Source organism: Spongiibacter thalassae, from assembly GCF_012272835.1.
Classification (GTDB): domain Bacteria; phylum Pseudomonadota; class Gammaproteobacteria; order Pseudomonadales; family Spongiibacteraceae; genus Spongiibacter; species Spongiibacter thalassae.
Genome location: NZ_JAAWWK010000001.1, coordinates 598489 through 620569, shown reverse-complemented (window position 1 = coordinate 620569; position 22081 = coordinate 598489). Strand labels below are relative to the sequence as shown.

Genomic DNA, 22081 nt, shown 5'->3' with positions numbered 1-22081 from the left:
AGGATTAACTCGTTTTTAATTGAACACCTGATCGAAATAAAATAGCATCTCGCTATTTCCCACCGGCTGCCGATTGCGGCGGCCGGATTCTATGCAATAGAGGCATCGGCTTTGTTTGCGGACTACACAATACTTCTGCTCGGCGCGATTTTGGTCAACAACTTTGTGCTGGTCCAGTTTCTCGGGCTGTGCCCCTTTATGGGCGTGTCCAGCAAACTGGAAACCGCCATCGGCATGTCCAGTGCGACGACTTTCGTACTGACTCTGGCATCGATTTGCAGCTGGATGACCTACGAGTGGCTGCTGCAGCCACTGGGGCTGGAGTATCTGCGCACCATTACCTTTATTCTGGTCATCGCCGTCGTAGTACAGTTCACTGAAATGGTGGTACGCAAAACCAGCCCTATGCTCTACAAGGTACTCGGTGTGTTTCTGCCTTTGATTACCACCAACTGCGCAGTGCTGGGTGTCGCCCTGCTCAATATCAACAAGGAACACAGCTTTGTAGAGTCTGCCCTCTACGGGTTTGGCGCCGCCGCGGGATTTTCCATGGTGTTGGTCCTGTTTGCCGCCATGCGCGAGCGCATTGCCGCCGCCGACGTGCCTGTTCCCTTTAAAGGCGCCGCGGTTGGCATGGTTACCGCCGGTTTGATGTCCCTCGCCTTCATGGGCTTCGCCGGACTGGTATAGGAGCCGCGCCATGATCGAACTTATCAGCCAACACCCCTTCGCCGCCGCCGTTCTCGCCCTGGTCAGTCTCGGCCTCGTCTTCGGTGCCCTGCTGGGTTTTGCCTCGGTCAAATTCAAAACCGAGGGCGACCCGATTGCCGACCAGGTCGAATCGCTGCTGCCCCAGACCCAGTGTGGTCAGTGCGGCTACCCCGGCTGCCGTCCCTACGCCGAGGCGATTGCCAATGGTGACGACATCAACAAATGTCCACCCGGTGGCGAGGCGACCATTGCCGCCCTGGCCGACCTCCTGGGGGTCGAAGCGAAGCCACTGGACGCCGTGGAAGAGTCCGTGCCCTCGGTAGCCTATATTCGGGAAGATGAGTGTATCGGCTGTACCAAATGCATACAGGCCTGCCCGGTTGACGCCATCCTCGGCTCCGCGAAACACATGCACACCGTTATCGCCAGTGAATGTACCGGCTGCGACCTGTGCGTAGAGCCCTGCCCGGTGGATTGCATAGAAATGCGCCCCATCGAAACCACGTTACAGACCTGGCACTGGGACAAACCCGCTGCCACGGAAGACATCATCGCCTCGGACCGGCCATCTGCCAAGCCATCGGCAGCGGCTTGAACCGGGGGAGCGCAGACCCGCGCAACAGGTAATGACGATTATGATACAAATTCGGGACATCCACGGCGGCATCCATCCCCCGGAAAACAAACTCCAGTCTCTGGGTGAGCCCATTCGCCCGGCGGGTATTCCCGCCCAACTTATTCTGCCACTGTCACAGCATATCGGTGCCCCCGCAGCCCCAGTGGTCAGTGTTGGCGATCGGGTGCTGAAGGGCCAAAAGATAGCCGAGGCCAAGGGTTTCGTCAGCGCCCCGGTCCACGCCCCCACATCGGGCACCGTGGTGGCCATCGAGCCACGGGTTATTCCCCACCCTTCGGGCATGAGCGCACCCTGCATTATCATCAACAGCGACGGCCAGGATGAGTGGGTCAATCACCAGGGCATCAGCGACTATACCGCCGTCGATAAAAACACATTGATCTCGACAATACGCGAAGCCGGTATTGCCGGCATGGGCGGGGCGGGCTTCCCCTCGGCGGTAAAACTGAGCGGCGGCCAGGACAAGCCGATACAAACCCTGATTCTCAATGGCACGGAGTGCGAACCCTATATTACCGCTGACGATATTCTGATGCGCGAACGGGCCGGTCAGATCATCGCCGGCGCCGAGATTCTCCGCCATTTGATCGAGCCACAGGAAACCCTGATCGGCATCGAAGACAACAAGCCCGAGGCCATCGCCGCCATGCGTGCCGCTGCCGAAGGCACCGGTATAGAGATCGTCAGCTTCCCCACCAAGTATCCCTCAGGGGGCGAAAAACAACTGATCCAGATTCTTACCGGCAAGGAGGTGCCCTCTGGCGGCCTGCCCTCTGACGTTGGCATTGTCTGCCAGAACATCGGCACCGCACAGGCGATTTATCGCGCAGTAAACCACGGCGAACCGCTGATTTCCCGAGTGACCACCGTCACCGGCAACGCCTGTGGCTCACCCCGCAACTACGAGGTCTTACTGGGCACGCCGGTGCAATACCTGCTGGATCAAAGCGCCTTTAACGCCAGTGATTGCATTCGCCTTATCATGGGCGGCCCGATGATGGGCTATACCCTGCAGGACACCGCCGTACCGGTGGTCAAAACCACCAACTGCATCCTCGCTCCGACTGTTGAAGAATTGCCGCCACCACCACCGGCCCAGGCCTGTATCCGCTGCGGTATGTGTGCCGAGGTCTGCCCGGTCTCTCTGCTGCCCCAGCAAATGTACTGGTTCTCACGGGCTCAGGAGCACGACAAGCTGGAAGAGCACAACCTGTTCGACTGCATTGAGTGCGGCGCCTGTTCCTACGCCTGCCCGAGCCATATTCCACTGGTGCAATACTACCGAGCCTCGAAGGCAGAAATACGCCAGGCACAGCAGGACAAAATCAAGGCTGAGCGCTCCAAGGAACGTTTCGAAGCCCGGCAGGCCCGTATTGAGCGGGAAGCCGCCGAGAAAGAAGCCAAGCGCAAGGCACGCCTAGAAGCCGCCAAGGCCAGACAAGCAGAAGCCGTCAAGGGCGACAGTAAGCAAGATATTATTCAGGCAGCGATCGCCCGCAGCCAGGCCAAAAAATCCGGCGACGCCGACCCTGCCCAGGCAGCTATTGCCAGGGCTCAGGCGGCGCGCAATGGCACTGCAGTGGAAGAGACGCGGGAAGAAAAACAACAGCGTCTGGAAAAGCTACTCGCCTCTACCACCAAGCGGTTGGCCGCAGCCCAGGAAAAACTTGCCCAGGCGGAAGGCAATAACGACGACAATATTGCCGCGTTCAGAACCGCGGTGGAAAAAACCTCCGCAAAGCTCGCGGCAACCCAAAAAGAGTTGGACGAATTAAAGTCCAGCACCGATGGTGCGGCGCCGACGGACGACCCCGCCGCTGCAGCCATCGCAAGGGCACAGGCCAAGCGCAGTGGCCAGGCCCCCGCTGAAAGCGAGCAGGAAAAAACCCAACGCATCACTGCTCAAATCGCCAGCACCGAAAAACGCCTGGCCGCCGCTCAGGACAAGCTGGCAACGGCCAAGGCCAATGGCGACGACAAGGCCGACGCATTCGCCACCGCCGTCACCAAGACCCAGGAAAAACTGGACGCACTGCGCGCTGAGTTAGCCGCGATCACCCCGACAACCGCCACGCCGGCAACGCCAGTGGAGGACGATCCTGCAGCCCAGGCCATCGCCAGAGCAATGGCCGCACGGGCCGAGTCCGCAGGCATGAGCGAGCGGGAAAAAGCGGAAAAGAATATCGCCTCACTCCAGGCACGGGTCGAAAAAACCGCGGCAAAATTGCGCGCCGCCCAGGAAAGCGGCGACGACAATGCCGAGATTCTGGCAACCAGTCTGGACAAAATGCGCGACAAGCTGACTGCTGCGGAGCAGGCGTTAGCTGCCCTGCGCGAGGAAGAAAACTGACATGGCCTTTCTGAAACTGAGCTCCCCCCACGCCCACGGGCCGATGAGCACGCCCCGGGTGATGCGCCTGGTACTCCTTGCCACCCTTCCCGGCATTGTGAGTCTGACCTGGTTTTTCGGCTTTGGCACATTGGTCAATATACTTTGGGCCAGCCTGTTTGCCCTGGCGTTCGAAGCTCTGGCCCTGAAGCTTCGCCGCCGACCACTGGCCTTTTATCTGAGTGATTGCAGCGCCCTGGTGACCGCTTTTCTACTCGCCATAGCCCTGCCGCCGGCGGCCCCGGTGTGGTTGATTGCGGTTGGCATAGGCTTCGCCATTCTTATTTGCAAGCACATGTACGGCGGCATGGGCTACAACCCCTTTAACCCCGCGATGGCAGCCTATGTGTTACTGCTGATTTCCTTTCCGGTGGATATGACCAATTGGCTGGCTCCAAGGGGCGCTATCAGCGTTGCTGAGCTTCCCGGCCCCATCGACGCCCTGCTACGCAGCCTGGGCGCTGCCAGTACACAGTTCGACGCGGTCACCATGGCCACCCCCCTCGACCTGCTGAAACAAAACGACGCGCTGTTACTGGACGATCTCTGGGCGCAGTCTCCCCAGTTTGGCCAGTTTGCCGGGCTGGGCTGGGAGTGGGCCAACGTTGGCTTTCTTCTGGGTGGCCTCTATTTACTGTATCGCCGCGTGTTTACCTGGCACGCACCGGTGAGCATGCTCGCCAGTCTGACGGTAATAGCGGCGCTGTTCTACGATGGCGGCAGCTCCGCCTCGGGCGGCTCGCCTCTGTTCCACCTGCTCAGCGGTGCGACCATGTTCGGCGCGTTTTTTATTGTTACCGATCCGGTGACCTCTGCGGTATCCAACCGTGGCCGCGTGTTCTATGGCGCCGTAATCGGCATTCTGGTGTACACCATTCGCAGCTGGGGAAACTACCCCGATGCGGTGGCCTTCGCGGTGTTGTTAATGAATTTCGCCGCACCCTTTATCGACCACTACACCCAACCGCGCACCTATGGTCACAAGCCGCGCCAGAACAGGGAGAAGTCCTGATGCTGGGTCAGTCCATCAGTAAAAACAGCCTCCTGCTCGGAGTGTTTGCCATTGTGACCACCGGGGTTATCGCGGCCACCTATCTGTCTACCCAGCAGCGAGTACTGGATAATATCCGCGCTGCGGAAGAACGCGCCCTGCTGGAAGTCATTCCCCGGGAGCAGCACAGCAACAGCATGCTCGATGACAGCCTGTTGATAGACGACAGCGAGTTGCTGGGCCTGCGCGGCCCGCGCAGTGCCTATCGCGCCCGAAACGAAAACGGCGACGTCATTGCCGTCATCCTGCCCGCCACCGCCAGAGACGGCTATACCGGCGACATTGACCTGATTGTGGGTATCTATCGCGATGGGAATATCGCTGGTGTGCGGGTGCTCAGCCACAGGGAAACTCCGGGACTGGGCGACAAGGTCGATTACAAAAAAAGCCGTTGGGTAGACGGCTTTATCGGCCGTAGCCTGACTGATCCCGATACGGCAAAGTGGGCAGTGAAGAAAGACGGCGGCATTTTCGACCAGTTTACCGGCGCTACCATTACGCCCCGTGCGGTTACCGAGGCGGTCCATCGCAGTCTCCGGTATTTCGCCAGCCACCGCACGGCCCTGTTAAACGAGGAAGATCACCATGAGTGAGACCAGCTATCGCGACATATCCCTGAACGGGCTGTGGAAGAACAACCCAGCCATTGTTCAGCTACTGGGACTGTGTCCATTACTGGCGGTGACCGGCTCGGTCATTAACGCCATCGGCATGGCCCTGGCCACTATCTTCGTGCTAACCGTCTCCAACACCTGCGTTTCACTGATCCGCAATATCACCTCGGACGCGGTGCGCCTTCCCGCCTTTGTAATGATTATTGCCGCAGCGGTTACCTGTATCGAACTGCTGATGCAGGCTTTTGCCTACGAGCTGTTCCAGATTCTGGGGATTTTCCTGCCGCTGATTACGACCAACTGCGTTATTCTCGGACGAGCGGACGCCTTTGCCAGTAAAAACCCCCTGCTGCCTTCCATGTACGACGGTTTTATTATGGGTTGCGGCTTTGCCGTGGTACTCATACTGCTGGGGGCCATGCGTGAAGTGGTCGGCACCGGTGCGATCTTTGCCAATATGGACCTGCTCTTTGGTGAGTCTGCGGCAAACTGGAAAATCGTGCTATTCGACGACTACACCGAGTTTCTGGTGGCCATTCTTCCCCCTGGCGCCTTTATTTTCACCGGCTTGATTATCGCCCTGAAAAACCTGATCGATACCGAGATCAAACGACGCGAAGCCGCGAAAGCCGACACCAGCGCCCCCAGCAGCCGCCGGGTGAGGGTCACCGGCCATATCAGCTAAGGGAATGAACCGCTGTCGAATCGCTGATAGCGGTGGAGCGCCTTACCGTCATTGAAAACTCAGGTGCAGCGGCTGGCACTGAAGCCAAAGCGGCTACAGGACTGCTTGGTCAGCCGTTCATCGAGTATCAGACAGCAATCAAAGACCACCAGCGAATAGACCTTGCGCCAAAACTTATTGCTGTAATTGAAGCGAAACATTACGGCAATGACCCGATTAGTGCCTGTGGACCAAACAAGCCTCCTATCCACTACCGCACTACCGCAGAATCAAAAAAGCCCGCAGAAGCGGGCTTTTTATTGTGGTGAGCAGCGGGACTAGTTAACGCTTAGCTGCGCTGTAGCATTCCCTGCCATATAGCCCATCAACTTGTTGCGGGAGTAATTGCTGGCAACGGCGCTAACACGTCCGGTTTCGCCGGTTTCGATCCAGCGCTTGATACGTCCGGCATCGCCGATGGGGCTGCGTTTGCCGTAGGAATCCAGCATCACCAGCACTACTGCGCGGCCATCGATTTCAGTTTGCATAATCAAGCAGCGGCCGGCGAGGTCGAGGTAACCGGTTTTGCTGACATCCGCCTGCCAACGCTCATAGCGCAGTAAGGGGTTGGTGTTGACATAAGCCAGCTTGTAGCCCGGGCGGGAAAAGTGTGCGGTATGCAACGGGGTAGTTGAGTACTCGTGAATTTCCGGGTATTTCGCTGCCGCCGCTACCATGCGCGACAGGTCCGCAGCGGTGGAAACATTGCGGGGCGACAGGCCACTGCTGTCGACAAAACGGGTATTTTTCATACCCAGTGCCGCCGCCTTGCTGTTCATTGCCTCGACGAACTTTTCCTCGCCGCCGGGATAGTTATTCGCCAGCGCTGCCGCCGCAAGATTTTCCGACGACATCAATGCCAGCCGCATCGCCTCACCACGGGAAATTTCAGAGCCGAGGCGAATCCGCGAGAAATAGTGATTGATCGACTTACGATCCCGCTCCTGGAAGCGGATTTTTTCCCGCAGTGACTGCTTTGCATCCAATACCACCATCGCCGTCATCACCTTGGTAAGCGACGCGATGGGCATACGAATATTCGAGTGCTTTTGATAAAGAACTTCACCGGACTCAGCATCCATGGCCAGAGCACTGACCGATGCAAGCTTTAAAGCGGGTCCGTTATCGTTACTCTCCGCGGCGACGGACAGGGATGAAAAACATAATACCGCGACGAGAGAAAGCAGTCTTCTCATTGTTATCTACTCTAACGTGTGGATTTAGTGACACCGTAGCACAGGGCTTCGCGCCGAAGTGTGCGCGCATTCACCTTTCCGAACAAAGGAACCATGTCACAAATCCGACACATCGCGCATAACTGCTTATTGCCTAAGCCTTTACTCTTAATGTATCGAGTATTTCCTCAACCGCGCTGCGGTCCATATCCCGGTCGTCTTCCGCACAGGAATAGGTAATCAGCAGCAGGTGATTGGGGCCGTACAGATACCACTCACGGATGTAATCCCCCTCTTCAACCGTCTCAAACTCCCAGCCCCGCCAATCTTCACCGATCGTGCAGGGCTTCCCCGCCGCCATTGAATGACCAACACTGTTGATCAAGCCCTTCACCGCGTCGGCCCCGGCCATGGCACCCGGCTCTGCCTCGAGGGTGCTCAGGCAGATACAACCCAACTCGTCCTCGTCGAAAATCAGTATGCTGTCATCATCCTGCTCACTGAACCATTGTTCCGGCAGATCGATAAACCACCAATCGCTTTCTATTTCCTGCATATCGAGATCCTGTTTGTTAATCCACCGCCAGCGGCAAGTCCGCAGACATCAGCAGCGCGTTTTCGCGGCCACCCTCAAGCGGGTAATAGTTTTTCCGAATGCCGTCCTCAGCAAAGCCCAGCGAGCGGTAGAGCGCTATCGCCGAGCTATTGGAGACCCGCACTTCCAGTACACAGCGCAGCGCGCCAAACTGCTGCATCCACTCAACACCCTCGATCAATAACTGACGGCCAAGCCCCTGGCGTCGAGCACTGCGGTCGACCACTACATTCAACAGGCTCAGCTCGTCCAGCACCAACGAAAACGCGGCAACGGCGAGAAGCTCGCCACCAACGACCAGACCAAGACAGTGATCGTCGCGCAGGCTGCGCCGCCAGATATCATCAGGCCAGCTGAACGGGTCACTGCGCTGACTCAGCTGGATGCACTCCGCCAAATCGCGGATTTCGAGGGGGACCATTTTCATAGGAGGCGAGGCAATTATCCGAACCGGCAGGTACGCAATTGCGCCCAAAGCCGGGCTTTGCTCCGGGGGTTTGCCATCAGCTCGTCGAGGTCATCCCCCTGGATCAACGTCACCCCTGCCTCAGTCAGCACGTCATCACTGACGTAGCAACGCAGTGCGCTACCCAGTATCAGCACATGGCGCAACGGCACTGTCTCACTGCGGGCCAGCCGCGCACTGAGGGCGTCGCGGGCTTCGACTTCGCCTTGCTGCAAACCGGGAATGGTCAACAGGGGCCACACAAACTCTTCGGCGCTCATCGCCAACGGCGCCTCTGCACCGAGTTCACGGTGACAGGCCCGCGCGATATTGGCTAACAAGCGCTTGGCAGGCACCGACATTGGCCCCTTGCTCGTATCTGCCACGCAACGCAAACCAAAGCCGCAATCGACAATAGTTGCCGTAAAGCGGCACGGGCTATCGTCACTGGCCGTCGCTGCGGCAGAGGGCTTCGGCGGTGCGACAGGTTTGGGCTTGTGTGACTCGTTTTCGCCAAGCAAACCATCAAGGGCGTGGCGGGCACTCCCCCGGGATTCCTCTTTTAGCAGGCGCGCGGCCTGGTCGATCAGTGCAGTGCCACTGCGCATCTCGGCCGGGGCCGGCTCAATTTGCGATGGCGCGGGTGCATCGGCCTCCGCCACGGCCGCAGTATCATTCGCCGCGACCCATTCTGCCTGCCCGGAGGGCCGAGCAGCGGGCAATACATAACGCGGCACGTAGCAGCGAATTCCCATCGCTTGCAGGTACTGCTGGCGGATTTGTGCACTCATCGACTGGTCGCGATTCCTTATGGTTTTCCGGATTATACGCCTTCTCGCTGGGGGTGGGCGCGCTGTTTATCACTGTGCAGAATATTCAACGCATCGAGGTAGGCTTTTACCGAAGCCACAATAATATCGGTATCGGCGCCATTGCCATTTACTATCTGCCCTCCCTTCTCCAGGCGCACCTGTACTTCGCCCTGGGAGTCAGTGCCGCTGGTTATCGCGTTCACCGAGTAGAGTTCCAGTTTGGCGCCGCTGCTGACCGCCGATTCTATAGCCTTGAACGCCGCATCGACGGGGCCGTCGCCCTCCGCACTCACCGTCAGCTGTTGCTCGTCGACCTGCAAGCGCAGCACTGAGCGGGGCCTGCTGCCGCTGCGCGACACCGCTTCCAGCTCCAGCAATTGGAAGCGTTTGGGCACGTCGCCAGGCTGCACATCGCTGACCAGCGCCTGCAAATCCTCGTCAAATATTTCGTGCTTTTTGTCGGCAAGCTCTTTGAATCGGGTAAAGGCCAGATCCAGCGCCGCTTGATGAGCCACCACAATACCCAGGTCTTCCAGCCTGGCTTTAAATGCCGCGCGCCCGGAGTGCTTGCCCAGCACCAAACGGTTGGTGTGCCAGCCCACATCCTGGGCACGCATAATTTCGTAGGTCTCCCGGTGTTTGAGCACACCGTCCTGGTGAATACCCGACTCATGGGCGAAGGCGTTGGCCCCGACAATGGCTTTGTTGGGCTGTACCGGAAAGCCGGTAATCGACGACACCAAACGCGATGTAGGAACGATCTGGGTGGTATCAAGGCGAACATCGACGGGGAACACGTCCTGGCGGGTGCGCACCGCCATGGCAATTTCCTCCAGCGACGCGTTGCCTGCCCGCTCGCCAAGACCGTTAATTGTACACTCGACCTGCCGGGCGCCGTTCAGCACAGCCGACAGGGAGTTCGCCACCGCCAGCCCGAGGTCATTGTGGCAGTGAACTGAAAATACCGCCTTATCGGCATTGGGAATGGCATTGAGCAGACGGCCGATCAGCTCGCCGTACTCGCCGGGCGTACTGTAGCCCACGGTATCCGGCAGATTGATGGTACTCGCCCCGGCGGCAATGGTCTGCTCGATAATACGGCACAGAAAATCAAACTCGGAGCGCGAGGCATCCTCACAGGAAAACTCCACATCGCCGACAAGATTCCGTGCGTGCTTGACCGCAGCGACAGCGCGGGTGACCACATCGTCCGGCTGCATGCGCAGCTTATACTTCATATGAATTGGCGAGGTGGCGATAAAGGTATGAATACGCCCGGCGTTGGCGGGTTTCAGCGCTTCTGCGGCGCGGTCGATATCCTCAGCTCCCGCTCGCGACAAACTGCACACCGTACTGTCGGTCACCGCTTCGGCCACGGCCTTCACTGACTCAAAGTCACCGACGCTGGCAATGGCAAAACCCGCCTCGATCACATCCACGCCCATTTTTTCCAGCATTTTGGCAATGCGGATTTTTTCTTCGCGGGTCATCGAGGCGCCGGGGCTCTGCTCACCGTCACGCAACGTAGTATCAAATATTACCAAACGCTGTTTTGCCACTTAACCTTCCTCCACAGATTTCCCGGCAAGTATAGTCTTCCGACCGTCTCTTCACACTATTTGCCATCGTCTTGTTGGCCATCACTTGTGTAGAATGCCTCAACAACCGTCCGCCGGCCCGCCCGAACGGGGAACTCTGCCGGTAATTCGCAACCAAAGCGACAACGGATCCGGACTGCACCACAGGCGTTGCGGCACACACGCACAGCGAGATCATATTGAACAGGAGTCGGCATCACATGCGCGGACGCATTCTTCCCGCCCTAACCATTTTGCTACTACAGCTCTGCCTGCCCTCAGTGGCTGGCGCAGAGGAGCAATCCAGCCAATCGCTGAGCGAAACCCCGAACGGAAAACTCGTCACCCCTCGTCAGCGGCGGGCCGCCAGCGTACTGGAGAACTACTCCAACGGCAGCGACAGCGACCCCTCGGTGGCACTGACCCTGCTCGGCCACGAGGTCGCCCGGGGCAGCTTTCAACGCCTTTACTGGACGGCTGGCCAGGCGGTTGCCGGTCTGGCCATGCCAACACCGGTGCTGGTTGCCGCCGGGGTGAACCCTGGCCCTACCCTGTGCCTGACCGCCGCCGTTCACGGCGATGAACTGAACGGCGTGGAAACCATCCGCCGAGTGATGTTCAGCCTGGAAAGTGACAAGCTCAACGGCGTGGTCATCGGCGTGCCGATTGTAAACATGCACGGTTTTCTGCGTACCTCCCGCTACCTCCCCGACCGCCGGGATCTCAACCGCTATTTTCCCGGCGACGAAAAAGGCAGCTCAGCGGCCCGCATCGCCCACAGTTTTTTCAATGAAATCATCAGCCACTGCGACCGCTTGATCGACATTCACACCGGCTCCTTTCACCGCAGCAACCTCACCCAATTGCGCAGCGACCTGGGCAAAGAGAGCGTGATGCAATTCAGCAAAATGTTTCACGATGTGATGGTACTCGACGGTGCCGGCGCCGCAGGCACCCTGCGTCGCGCCGCAGTAGACGCGGGCATTCCCGCGGTCACTATGGAAGCCGGCGAGCCATTGCGCCTGCAACTCCCCGAGGTCAACCAGAGTGTCAACGGCATTCGAGCGGTGATGCACCACCTTAAAATGATCGACGACAAACCCGCTCGCGCGCCCAAGCAGAGTGTGTTTTACCGCTCCACCTGGTTGCGCGCCGACCAGAGCGGGGTCTTTCTCTCCGAGGCCGAGCTGGGCCAAAAGGTGAAAAAGGGCGACATTCTCGGCACGGTTACCGACCCGATCACCAATCGCAACAGCGTTATTCGCAGCAATGTCGACGGCCAGATCATCGGTATGGCGCTGAACCAGATGGTCATGCCCGGCTTCGCCGCCTACCACATCGGCATTACCACCGATCAGAAGAAGGTCGCCGCGGAAAAAGTGGCTGACTCTGTCGTGGCCGAAGCTCTGGAACCGGTCAAGGAAAGCCTGAAAGAAGTGGCACGGGAAGCCGCACAGTCGGCGGCAGAGCGCAGCGACGACCCGAAACAGGTCAGCAAGGCCGCCCGCGAGGCCGTCAAGGAAGCCACCAAGGACACTTCCCGACTTATGAAAGACAGCCCTGAGGCCGGCTCCGGGGAGCCACCAGCCACAGAACCCGACGATGCCGCTGCGCGCCCCGCCAAGGACAGGCCCGCCCCCGTCAGCGAGCGTACAAGCCCGGCGGAAAAACCCGCCGTCGGACGTCAGGAAGCCGACGAGCACCCGGAATAGCGCTGCCGACCCACAGTCTGGGCCTGCCTAACAGGCCCAGATTGCGAATTCTCCTTGGCAATTCCGGCATTCACTGTCTACATTGAATCAGAAACATTGCTAACCCGGATTGAGGCCAGCGGTAATGAGTCTGTCAGATCATATCATTCAAGAAATACGTGTATTAGCGCAGTTTAATCCGGCCTCGGTTCTCGAAGGCATTAAAGTTCACCACGACGCCGACCCGGAGATGATCGCCGCGACCGAGCGCCTGTTCGACAAAGGTATCATCACCCAACTGGACGGTGGCTATTTAACCGACGCGGGCATTGAACTCATCAAACACCTGGACACCTTGCAAACAGTCCTGATGTCACCCACCGCGAAAATCGTGCACTGAGGCCAGTTAGCGCTCAACACCTTACACCCGGCACGGCTTGGTCACCGACTAAAGGGCTGACCCGGTTCGACAAAGCCACTACAATCAGTGGTTTTGCATCGGGACAACATGGACCCACTTACTCAAGGCTTGCTCGGCGCGACAGCGGCGCGCTGTGCCCATCGTCGGCAGCACAGCGTCAGCCGCACCTGCGCGCTGGGATTTCTCGCCGGCATGGCCGCCGATCTGGACGTGCTGATTCGCTCTTCCAGCGACGCCCTGTTGTTTCTGGAATACCACCGCCAATTCACCCACTCACTGGTGTTTATTCCCCTGGGCGGTTTGATCTGTGGTTTGCTGCTCTACCTGCCCCTGGCAAAAAAGGGCCATATCGGCCTGCTGTGGAGCATCGCCTACTGCACCCTGGGTTACGCCACCCATGCCCTGCTCGACGCCTGCACCACCTATGGCACCATGCTTATGTGGCCGTTCAGCAAAGAACGCATTGCCTGGAACACCATGTCGATTATCGACCCCCTGTACACCCTGCCCCTCGTCGCGCTGCTGATATTGTCCTGCAGCCATGGCGGTCGCCGCTGGGCTGCCCCGGTCGCACTGTGCCTGATGCTCTCCTACCCCACACTCGGCTGGGTGCAACGCGAACGGGCCCAGCAGGCCGCCGATTCGCTGGCGCGGTCCCGTGGCCATCAGCCGGAAAGCCTGGAAACCAAACCGTCCTTTGGCAATATTCTGTTGTGGAAGTCAGTATATCGCTACAACGGAAGATTCTACGTGGATGCGATTCGCGCGGCGCGTTGGGTGACGGTGATTGAAGGGCATTCCATCGCCGAGCTCGACATTCCCCGGGATCTCCCCTGGCTGCAAGCGGACTCAAGACAGGCTCGGGACCTCGCCCGATTTACCTGGTTTTCCAAAGGCTACGTGGCACTGCATCCCCATCTGCCACACCGGGTCATCGACATTCGCTATTCACTGCTGCCCCACGAAATCAATGCACTGTGGAGTATCGAACTGAATCCGTTGTCACCTGAATCGGGGGTAGGCTATCTCACCCACCGGGAAGACAGCTCCAGCAAGGGCCGCCAACTGTGGCATATGATCGTGGACGGCAGTCCACCTTAAAGCCGTGCCACGCGGTAATGTGGCCAATTCAGTGCAAATCCCGCCGATAATAATCGCGTTCGCGCAGGCGTTTGCTGGCCTCCACCGCATTGATTGCCGGGTCCATCAAATAGCCCTGCAGCACATCACAACCGAAACGACACAGGGTATTGCGCTGTTCGTCGGTTTCGACGCCTTCAGCTATCACTTCCAGGTCAGCATTTTGCGCCAGGGTGATAATTGAACTGACCAACGCCGCAGACTTGCGCTCCAGCCCCATTGCCACAATAAATGAGCGGTCTATTTTCAAGGAATCCAACTGAATCGCATTAAGGTAACTCAGTGCAGAATATCCGGTGCCAAAATCGTCGAGGGCAAAGGTTACCCCCCGCTTACGTATTAAGTTGATGTTATAGGAGGCCAGCTCCATGTCCTCGATAAGGGAACGCTCCAGAATTTCAAATTCCAGCACTTCGCCAGGCATTTGAAATTCATCAAGCAAGGTCTCAACCATATTGGGAAAATCATCTGCACACAGCTGTTCACTGGCCACGTTGATCGACACTCTCAGCCCCTCAAGCAGACCCGCGTGATGCCAGATACTCACTTGGGACAGGGTCGTTTTCAGCAGGTACTGTGCCAGCTCACCCTGAATTCCCATGTCGTCCGCCACATCGAGAATGTCCAGGGGAGACACGCCGTCAACGGCGGTGTCCTGCCAGCGCATCAACGCTTCAAGCCCCGCCAACTCCAGCGACTCGGCATAAACCTTGGGTTGATAAAACACCGAAATTCCGGTTTCCGACAATGCCCGGGGGAGGTGTGAGCGCAAACGGTGGCGCACGCTGAGTCGCTGGTGAATCAGCGAGGCACTGGCCTCATCCCGCCCACGGTGGCGAAGGTGGAAACTGTCGATATACTGATAAAGCTCATTCGCCGAGCCAAACCGCCCGACATGCTCAATCCAACAACAGCTGATACCACCCTCGTGGTTTTTATCAATGTTGTCATTGTCCAGCACACGGGTCATTGTCGAGTAGAGTTCATCGGAATCCAGTTCTGCCTCATAGAAATACAAAATGCTGATCTCCCGCTCATCGGAGCGGGCAACAAAATAATTGTGCTCCTCCCCCAGCGGAGAAAAATCAAGTGGCAGTGACAAAAGTGCCTCATGGCTTTTGGCCAGCACAGATTGGTCGGCACGTCTCGGCGGATGCAACCTCACCGACATCACCGCGCAGTGTTGCTGGCGATAGTCGTCCCTGAGCACCTCCTCCACCGTGACAAATAAACCGTCTTTATTGGCAAAACCCGTCTGGGCGTCAAGCAATGCCATCGACTTGTAGACCTGCCGATCGCGGCGCAACAGTGGCGCCATCGTCAGTTCGATTTCCACTAACCTCGCATAAGCCTGGAGCTGTTGTTCCTGGGCAATATTGAAGTGTCGCGGCTTGTCGTCGATTAGGCACAGCGTCCCCAGCGGCAAGCCCTCCTGTGAATATATCGGTATACCGGCGTAGAAACGGACATAGGGTTCGCCCCGCACCAAAGGATGATCGATAAACCGCGGATCAACGAGGGTATCTTCAACAATCAATGCGCGATTTTCGAGAATGGTATGGGCGCAAAAGGCCAGATCGCGGGTCATTTCCCGCACATTCAGCCCAACACAGGATTTGAACCACTGCCGATCTTCATCAACCAGAGACACCATCACCATAGGCGCGTCGAAGGCTGAGGCAACCATACGGGTAATTGCATCGAATCGGCCTTCCTGCGGGGTATCGAGAATTCCCAGGTCACGCAACGCCTTGAGTCGCGCGACTTCCTTTGGATGAAAGGGAGCCACCACAGCTCCCTTGCGTTGTTGGTATCCTTCCATGAACTCAGCCATAAAGCTCCGTGGGCGACACACCCAGACAATGTTTGCACCGGACCAAGATTATGTGAACTCTCTCACACTTTAACCATACGTAAATAACCTAGTCCACATCAGCAATAAACGCGAGAAATCCTATAAAACAAGTGCAATTCAAGACGACCTTATTAAAAACAGCGCCACTTCAGCAATAAAACTGCACTACAATGAAATAGACTGCATCGCCGAAAATGGGCGACACCGACAGCACCTTAACAGTTGCATAGAGGACGGTGACACTGGCACCATCCAGGGAGAAAAACATGCATCGCGCGCACTCAATTCGATATCTACTTCTGAGTACTACGTTCGCCCTGGGCGCTACCCTGAGCGAACACAGCCATGCCGCCAACGCCAACTTCCAGAATTTTTTATTCGCCGCCTGTGCCAACGCCAGCGGCGACCTGGCCGTGCGCTGCTCCGAGTCAAACGGCGGTGATGTATCCGGCGACAGCGAATCGTCGCTGAACCCTTCGCAAACACTGGTGCAAAATACCAACGCGCTGCAGGAAGCCGTGGCAGTCGTGCGAGCACTGCGCGATGGCGACGACACCAAGACAATTGAACAGGCAAGCTTCGGACGCTGGTCGGTTGTTATCAGCGGCGACCAAAGCCGGCTCATTCGCGACCCCGGCGGCGACAATAGCCGCGGCTACACTCTTGAGATGGACGCCCTGCGTCTGGCGCTGGATTATCGCTATAGCGACCGTCTGGTTGCGGGCGCGCTGCTTATCGACGGCCGCAGCGAAAGTCGCCTGACGCCCTATATCCCAAGCGGGCAATTCCCCGCCTACAACCCCGACCGGTCTGGCGCCAGCAAAAGCACCAGCACCAGCCTTGGTGCCTACAGCCACCTGTTCCTCAGTCCACACTGGTCACTGGACGGCTTGCTGCTCTATACCCTGAGCGACTACGACATATTCCGGGATGCGGTCTTTCAAGTGTCGGCTCGCAACAACGATTCACCCGTGTCGACCCGCGCCAGCACCGAGGGTCGACAACTCGCCCTGGGCGGCGGTCTGCACTATGACAATCACCACGGCTCGCTGAACTACGGCGGTTTTGTGCGCGCCGACTACCAGGACTCCACCATTGACAGCTATCGCGAGCGCGGCGGCAACGGCCTGGCACTGCATGTGAGCGATGCCAACGCCGATCAATGGTTAGTCAGCGGCGGCATAAGCGCCGCCTACACCATTTTGACCGACGTCGCGGTGATTCAGCCCCACGCCTTCATTGAGCACCAGCGAAAAACCGGCGCCAGCCCGGCCAGCCGGGTTGTGCGTCTGCTGGAAGACAGTGGCGACAACACACTCACACTCACCGGCAGCAAGGAAGACAGCACCCTCAATCGCGTCGGAGCTGGTATCGGTATGGTTTGGCCCCACGGGGTTAATGGCTTTGCGACCTTCAGTCGCGACTACAGCAGCAAGGGGGTTTATCGCACCCAGTTTACCGCTGGCTTGCGTATAGAGTTTTAGCCACACCGGCGGTGGCCTGCTAAGCTGCACCTTTTTTGCATTGCGGAAGACCATGGCCAAACTCTCTGTACTTGACCTCGCGCCGGTGCCTGCCGGCAGTACCATCGCCGACGCCCTGCACAACAGTCGCGACCTCGCTCGTCACTGTGAAGCGCTGGGTTATCAACGCTACTGGGTCGCTGAACACCACAATATGCCCGGTATCGCCTCGGCGGCAACCTCACTGCTCATCAGCCATATTGCTGCGGGAACAGAGCGTATTCTTGTCGGCGCCGGGGGCATTATGCTGCCCAATCACGCCCCCCTGGTCATTGCCGAGCAGTTTGGCACACTGGCCGCCCTCTACCCCGACCGCATCGAACTGGGGCTGGGCCGCGCGCCGGGCACCGATCAAGCCACGGCCTATGCCCTGCGCCGTAACCTCCACAGCAACGTCGATCAATTTCCCCGGGATGTGGTGGAGTTGATGCATTATTTCGAGCCAGTCTCGCCGGGACAGAAAGTCCGCGCAGTGCCCGGCAACAACAGCAACATTCCCATATGGATACTGGGTTCAAGCCTGTTCGGTGCCCAATTGGCGGCACAGCTGGGCCTGCCCTATGCCTTCGCATCACATTTCGCGCCGGGGCAATTGCGCGATGCAGTCAGAGTCTATCGCCAGCAATTCAAGCCCTCACCACAGCTCGCTTCACCCTACGTCATGGCGGGGTTCAACGTATTTGCCGCCGATACTCAGGAGCAGGCGCATTTTCTGGCCAGCTCAATGCAACAAGCCTTTATTAACCTGCGCCGGGGTACACCCGACCAATTATCACCACCCCGTGAGAACTACCTGAACTCACTGAGCCCGGGGGAGCGCGCGCTACTGGCTGACATCATGCGCTGCAGCGCCATCGGCGATCCGGAGATGGTAGCCCGCGAAGTGAAGAACTTTATCAACGACTACCAGGTAGACGAACTCATTGTCGCCACCCAGATGTACGACCACCAGGCACGCTGCCGATCCTACGAAATTCTCGCCCGGTGCATGGGCTGACGCGCGGCAAGGCTTGACGGCAACGGCAAGACCAAATACTGTATATAAAAACAGTATTTGGTGTATGCCATGCAGCCGTCAAACACAACACCGCCAATAAAGGGGCGGGGAACCTCAAGCACGATGGCGGGTCGATTTGCCACGCAGATCAGCGTGGCCGATGATTGGAACAGCTCGCCAAGACACCCTCGAACCCAGCTCCGCTTCGAGCGGGCGAAATCCATTATCAGCCGCAACAATTCGCCGGATGTCCCCTTTTCCCTGTCGCTGAACCCCTACCGCGGCTGTGAGCACGGCTGCACTTATTGCTTCGCCAGACCCAGCCACAGCTATCTTGACCTGTCGCCAGGACTCGATTTTGAAACCCGAATCACTCTGAAAACCAACGCCGATGAGCTGTTCGAACAGGAACTACAGCGCCCTGGCTACCGCTGCGAGCCCATCGCTCTGGGCATGAATACCGACGCCTACCAACCTTTTGAAAAACAGTACGGCATGACTCGACGGCTACTGAGTATTGCGCTGGCCTATCGACAACCGATTTCACTGATTACCAAAAGCAGCTTGATTCTGCGGGATATCGACATTCTCAGCGAAATGGCCAGGCTTCGACTTGTGCACGTGGCGATCAGCGTTACCACTCTGGATAACGAGCTGAAGCGTTGTCTGGAGCCGCGAACGGCCTCGGGAGCCATGAGGTTGCAGGTGATAAAACGATTAAGCGAAGCGGGCATACCGGTGACCGCATTGATCGCCCCGGTGATTCCCCTGCTCAACGAGCGAGAATTGGAGCATTTGGTCGCAGCGGTAGCTGATGCCGGTGCGGAGTCCGCCAGCTATATTCTGCTACGCCTGCCCCATGAGGTCGCGCCGCTGTTCATTGATTGGCTGTATCAGCACTACCCCGATCGGGCGGGACATATTATCAAGCGTCTGGAAGACATGCGCGGCGGCCGGCTATACGATAATCGCTATGGCCACCGTATGCGCGGAAACGGTATTTTCGCCGATCTCATCCGCCAGCGCTTTTCCCTGGCACTACGCAAGCATCAGCTTCCGGCTCGGCGTCAAACCTCACTGGACAGCAGTCAATTCCAGCCGCCCACTCGCAGCGGCCAACAACTGGGCCTGTTTTAGGGCCTGCCTCTTCTCGGCAGCCTCGTCAACGATACTGAACAGCCTGCCAAAGCTATATTTTAACCCGCTTGGTACCAAACGCTTCGGTGACTCGACTCATATCCCGTCGGCGGAAACGCTCCAACCACGCGCGCACAGCCGGACCCGGCATTCCCCGCGAAATATAGAAACCCTGAGCCCATTCACAGCCCCAGCTCGACAGCAGACACAGGCTGTCTTCATCCTCGACACCCTCCGCCGTAACGTCGAGGCCGAAGCTGCTCGCCAGCGCCAGGGTCGAGCGAACGATTTTGCGGTCATCTTCATCGCTGCTCAATACCCGGACAAATTCGCAGTCGATCTTGACCTCGTTAACCGGCATTTTCTTCAGCTGCGACAGTGACGAATAACCCGTGCCAAAATCATCAATGGCAAGGCCATAGCCCGAAGACCGAAGGCGTTGCAACAACACCACGGCCTCGCTGGGGTTTTCCATCAACTCACTTTCGATAATCTCAAAGGTAAGACAGTCTGCCGGCAGCTCATAGCGCTCGCGCTGCTCCTCGATATAGGTGAGCATTTCCGGACGCATAATGTCCTGGGCAGACAGGTTAACCGCTACCTGTAGATAAATGTCCCGCTGCCGCCAGGCGGCGAGCTGGGCAGCCACCTGGGCGACAATCCACCGGCTCAGCTCCCCGATCAAACCCGCTTGCTCCGCCAGCGGAATAAACTCCTCGGGAGACACTGCACCGCGCACCGGGTGCTCCCAGCGAATCAATGCCTCCATTTTCTCCACCTGACCGGTGCGCAGGTTCAGCTTCGGCTGGTAGTACATACTCAGCCCCGCATCCCAGTCGATCATGGCGATACGCAAGTCTTCGACAAGGCTGATGCGCTTCACATAGCGCTCTTCAAGGCCGCGGTCATAGCGGTGGAAGTGGAAAGGCGCTTCGCGCGCAGTGTCCAGGCCAATTTCCAGGCGTCGCATCAGGATCTCGGCGTCCTCACCATCGTCCGGGTAGGCCACAATACTGGTGCACACATCCAGCTCAATATTGAATTTGGTCACTCCGTGATGACGCGTCAGGCGTTTGGCCAACACCACCGCGGCCACCTCGTCGGCCTCGCCCTCACGTAGCACCACAATGCCGCCGCGGTAGAATCGCGCCGCAGTGTACTCTTCCTGCTCTAGAAAACGGGCGATATTAACAAGACAGCTTTCCGCTACTTCGGGACCAAAAACGTCGTTAATTTCACGGAAATTGCCGATATTAATCCCAACAAGGTGGAAGGGATCACCACCTTGGGAGGCAATACGACGATCGGCAATGCGGCGCAATTCGTCCTGATTACGCAAACCGGTGAGAATGTCGTGGGTCGCCTGATACTGAATTTTTCTGATCAGGCGCTGAATGCGATCCTGCATCGAGTCCAAAGCGTACACCAGCCCCAAAAACTCGAGATGCGGGCTGCGCAAACGAGATGCCCTGACCCATTTGCCCTCCGCCATCGACTGGGTCCACTGGGCGAGTTTGTCAAAGGCATCTATTTGCGCCACGGCCAGCCATCCGGCAACGGCAACCAGCGCCGCCCAGCCAAATACCAACAGGCAAAAGAAGCCCAAAATGGCGTTACCCAGGGTTGAATCGCCTAGCGTCATCAAGACTAAATGAGGTTGTTTTTCGCCCGCGACTGAAATGCCCAAGGGCCGTTTTTGCGCATATCGACCCAGCAGTACCGAATTTTCCGGCTCGGCAACGTCCGGTGTTGACGAGACACTGACTTCCACCCTGTGCTCCGCTGCCAATCCGGCAAAGTCTTCCCCCTTTACCCGCCAGGCCATCAATAACCGAGTGACACCATCCTCACCAATCGGCGCCACCGCCACCTGATATACCTGACCAGAGGGAGCCGCCAGAAAATGACTGGCCGCAGAAGTACTTACCAGAGAGCGCGCGGCCAACAAACGTTGATTTAACCAATCGTGCTTGGCGGAGGCGATTAGTACCCCTTGGCCACCATGCAATGAAATTTCGAGCTGCGGAGCGTGGAGGCCCTGCCACTGCCTGAGTAGCGCTGGTGCATTGGGGCTGTCAGAGAGGACGCTCCGCGCTAATGGCGCATCGCTGGCGAAGCGCTGCAACAGCTGTTGCAACGCTTCTTCCCTGTCTTCCAGCTCTGCGGTCAGGAGCGCGCTGGCCAAATTCAGGCGCAGCTCACCCTGCTCTCGAAGAAGAGAGGTATGTAATGCGAGAAAAAGCAAAAATGCCGCGACAATTGCGAGGGTATAACTGGCGCACAGAAATCCGATGATCTGACTACGTAGCGATCTGGTCGCCATTACCACAACACTCCTGTTGCCAACACCTTTACTTGCAGGGATCCCTGGCTATGCCAAACCCTGGAGAACGGCTGTTTGTTGATCGACACCCCTATTCCGGTCGGCCAAGGGCGCTCACCGTCCTGCTTCAGTATACGCAATATTATCGTGTTCAGACCGAATTAGCGGCGAGAAGACACGGGATTCGCCGCCCTTTTACGCAAATTTGAGAACAGCATCCGCGGGAAAAACGCCAGCAGGCCGCACCCAGAGGCTCCGCAGCAT

20 protein-coding genes are annotated in these 22081 nt (G+C 57.9%); 13 read left to right on the top strand and 7 right to left on the bottom strand.

What is annotated here, in order from left to right:
- The first annotated feature begins 111 nt into the window (after window positions 1–111).
- From rsxA to HCU74_RS02555, 7 genes are read left to right on the top strand one after another with little or no spacing between them, the layout of a single operon-like run.
- Window positions 112–690 carry an electron transport complex subunit RsxA gene (rsxA, locus tag HCU74_RS02585; protein WP_168448826.1) on the top strand — a complete coding sequence of 193 codons (579 nt, stop codon included), beginning with the start codon at window positions 112–114 and terminating at the stop codon, window positions 688–690.
- Window positions 691–700: 10 nt separating this feature from the next.
- Window positions 701–1306 carry an electron transport complex subunit RsxB gene (gene rsxB, locus HCU74_RS02580; protein ID WP_168448825.1) on the top strand — a complete coding sequence of 202 codons (606 nt, stop codon included), beginning with the start codon at window positions 701–703 and terminating at the stop codon, window positions 1304–1306.
- A 40-nt stretch (window positions 1307–1346) separates the two neighbouring features.
- Complete coding sequence (rsxC, locus tag HCU74_RS02575) at window positions 1347–3698, top strand: electron transport complex subunit RsxC (RefSeq protein WP_168448824.1); 2352 nt, start codon at window positions 1347–1349, stop codon at window positions 3696–3698.
- 1 nt (window position 3699) lies between these two features.
- The gene (gene rsxD, locus HCU74_RS02570) at window positions 3700–4749 is read left to right on the top strand and encodes an electron transport complex subunit RsxD (RefSeq protein WP_168448823.1); all 1050 of its coding nucleotides are present in this window, start codon (window positions 3700–3702) and stop codon (window positions 4747–4749) included.
- Window positions 4749–5381, top strand: a complete 633-nt coding sequence (gene rsxG / locus HCU74_RS02565) for an electron transport complex subunit RsxG (protein WP_168448822.1) — start codon at window positions 4749–4751, stop codon at window positions 5379–5381. Before rsxD ends, rsxG begins: the two co-directional genes overlap by 1 nt.
- Complete coding sequence (locus HCU74_RS02560) at window positions 5374–6087, top strand: electron transport complex subunit E (RefSeq protein ID WP_168448821.1); 714 nt, start codon at window positions 5374–5376, stop codon at window positions 6085–6087. The genes rsxG and HCU74_RS02560 overlap by 8 nt, the downstream gene beginning before the upstream one ends.
- A gap of 32 nt (window positions 6088–6119) precedes the next feature.
- Window positions 6120–6395: a hypothetical protein gene (locus tag HCU74_RS02555; RefSeq protein WP_168448820.1), complete on the top strand. Its 276-nt coding sequence runs from the start codon at window positions 6120–6122 to the stop codon at window positions 6393–6395.
- Window positions 6396–6404: 9 nt separating this feature from the next.
- Here the strand turns inward: HCU74_RS02555 and pbpG are convergent, their stop codons facing one another.
- The 5 genes from pbpG to HCU74_RS02530 all read right to left on the bottom strand — a co-directional run bounded on the left by pbpG (window position 6405) and on the right by HCU74_RS02530 (window position 10712).
- Window positions 6405–7322, bottom strand: coding sequence for a D-alanyl-D-alanine endopeptidase (gene pbpG / locus HCU74_RS02550; protein ID WP_168448819.1), 918 nt, complete (start codon window positions 7320–7322; stop codon window positions 6405–6407).
- 133 nt (window positions 7323–7455) lie between these two features.
- The gene (locus HCU74_RS02545) at window positions 7456–7857 is read right to left on the bottom strand and encodes a hypothetical protein (protein ID WP_168448818.1); all 402 of its coding nucleotides are present in this window, start codon (window positions 7855–7857) and stop codon (window positions 7456–7458) included.
- 16 nt (window positions 7858–7873) lie between these two features.
- Window positions 7874–8323, bottom strand: a complete 450-nt coding sequence (gene rimI, locus HCU74_RS02540; protein ID WP_168448817.1) for a ribosomal protein S18-alanine N-acetyltransferase — start codon at window positions 8321–8323, stop codon at window positions 7874–7876.
- Window positions 8324–8337: 14 nt separating this feature from the next.
- A complete protein-coding gene (locus tag HCU74_RS02535; protein WP_168448816.1) occupies window positions 8338–9132 on the bottom strand; it encodes a hypothetical protein in 795 nt (264 codons plus the stop codon).
- Window positions 9133–9164: 32 nt separating this feature from the next.
- On the bottom strand, window positions 9165–10712 hold the full coding sequence (locus HCU74_RS02530; protein ID WP_168448815.1) for a 2-isopropylmalate synthase: 1548 nt from the start codon (window positions 10710–10712) through the stop codon (window positions 9165–9167).
- A 239-nt stretch (window positions 10713–10951) separates the two neighbouring features.
- Between HCU74_RS02530 and HCU74_RS02525 the strand changes: the two genes are divergently transcribed.
- From HCU74_RS02525 to HCU74_RS02515, 3 genes are all read left to right on the top strand, one after another.
- A complete protein-coding gene (locus tag HCU74_RS02525) occupies window positions 10952–12442 on the top strand; it encodes a succinylglutamate desuccinylase/aspartoacylase family protein (protein WP_168448814.1) in 1491 nt (496 codons plus the stop codon).
- Between the two features lie 124 nt (window positions 12443–12566).
- Window positions 12567–12821, top strand: coding sequence for a TIGR02647 family protein (locus HCU74_RS02520; RefSeq protein ID WP_168448813.1), 255 nt, complete (start codon window positions 12567–12569; stop codon window positions 12819–12821).
- Between the two features lie 108 nt (window positions 12822–12929).
- Window positions 12930–13943 (top strand): metal-dependent hydrolase, encoded by a 1014-nt coding sequence (locus HCU74_RS02515; protein ID WP_168448812.1) that lies wholly within the window; start codon window positions 12930–12932, stop codon window positions 13941–13943.
- A 28-nt stretch (window positions 13944–13971) separates the two neighbouring features.
- Here the strand turns inward: HCU74_RS02515 and HCU74_RS02510 are convergent, their stop codons facing one another.
- Window positions 13972–15816 carry a sensor domain-containing phosphodiesterase gene (locus HCU74_RS02510; RefSeq protein WP_168448811.1) on the bottom strand — a complete coding sequence of 615 codons (1845 nt, stop codon included), beginning with the start codon at window positions 15814–15816 and terminating at the stop codon, window positions 13972–13974.
- A 287-nt stretch (window positions 15817–16103) separates the two neighbouring features.
- Between HCU74_RS02510 and HCU74_RS02505 the strand changes: the two genes are divergently transcribed.
- The 3 genes from HCU74_RS02505 (at window position 16104) to HCU74_RS02495 (ending at window position 19494) form a co-directional block, all read left to right on the top strand.
- Window positions 16104–17321 (top strand): autotransporter outer membrane beta-barrel domain-containing protein, encoded by a 1218-nt coding sequence (locus tag HCU74_RS02505; protein ID WP_168448810.1) that lies wholly within the window; start codon window positions 16104–16106, stop codon window positions 17319–17321.
- A 52-nt stretch (window positions 17322–17373) separates the two neighbouring features.
- Window positions 17374–18357 carry an LLM class flavin-dependent oxidoreductase gene (locus tag HCU74_RS02500; protein WP_168448809.1) on the top strand — a complete coding sequence of 328 codons (984 nt, stop codon included), beginning with the start codon at window positions 17374–17376 and terminating at the stop codon, window positions 18355–18357.
- Window positions 18358–18426: 69 nt separating this feature from the next.
- Window positions 18427–19494, top strand: coding sequence for a PA0069 family radical SAM protein (locus HCU74_RS02495; RefSeq protein WP_168448808.1), 1068 nt, complete (start codon window positions 18427–18429; stop codon window positions 19492–19494).
- 52 nt (window positions 19495–19546) lie between these two features.
- On the opposite strand, the gene HCU74_RS02490 is transcribed toward HCU74_RS02495, so the two are convergent.
- A complete protein-coding gene (locus tag HCU74_RS02490) occupies window positions 19547–21817 on the bottom strand; it encodes a putative bifunctional diguanylate cyclase/phosphodiesterase (protein WP_168448807.1) in 2271 nt (756 codons plus the stop codon).
- Window positions 21818–22081: the final 264 nt, after the last annotated feature.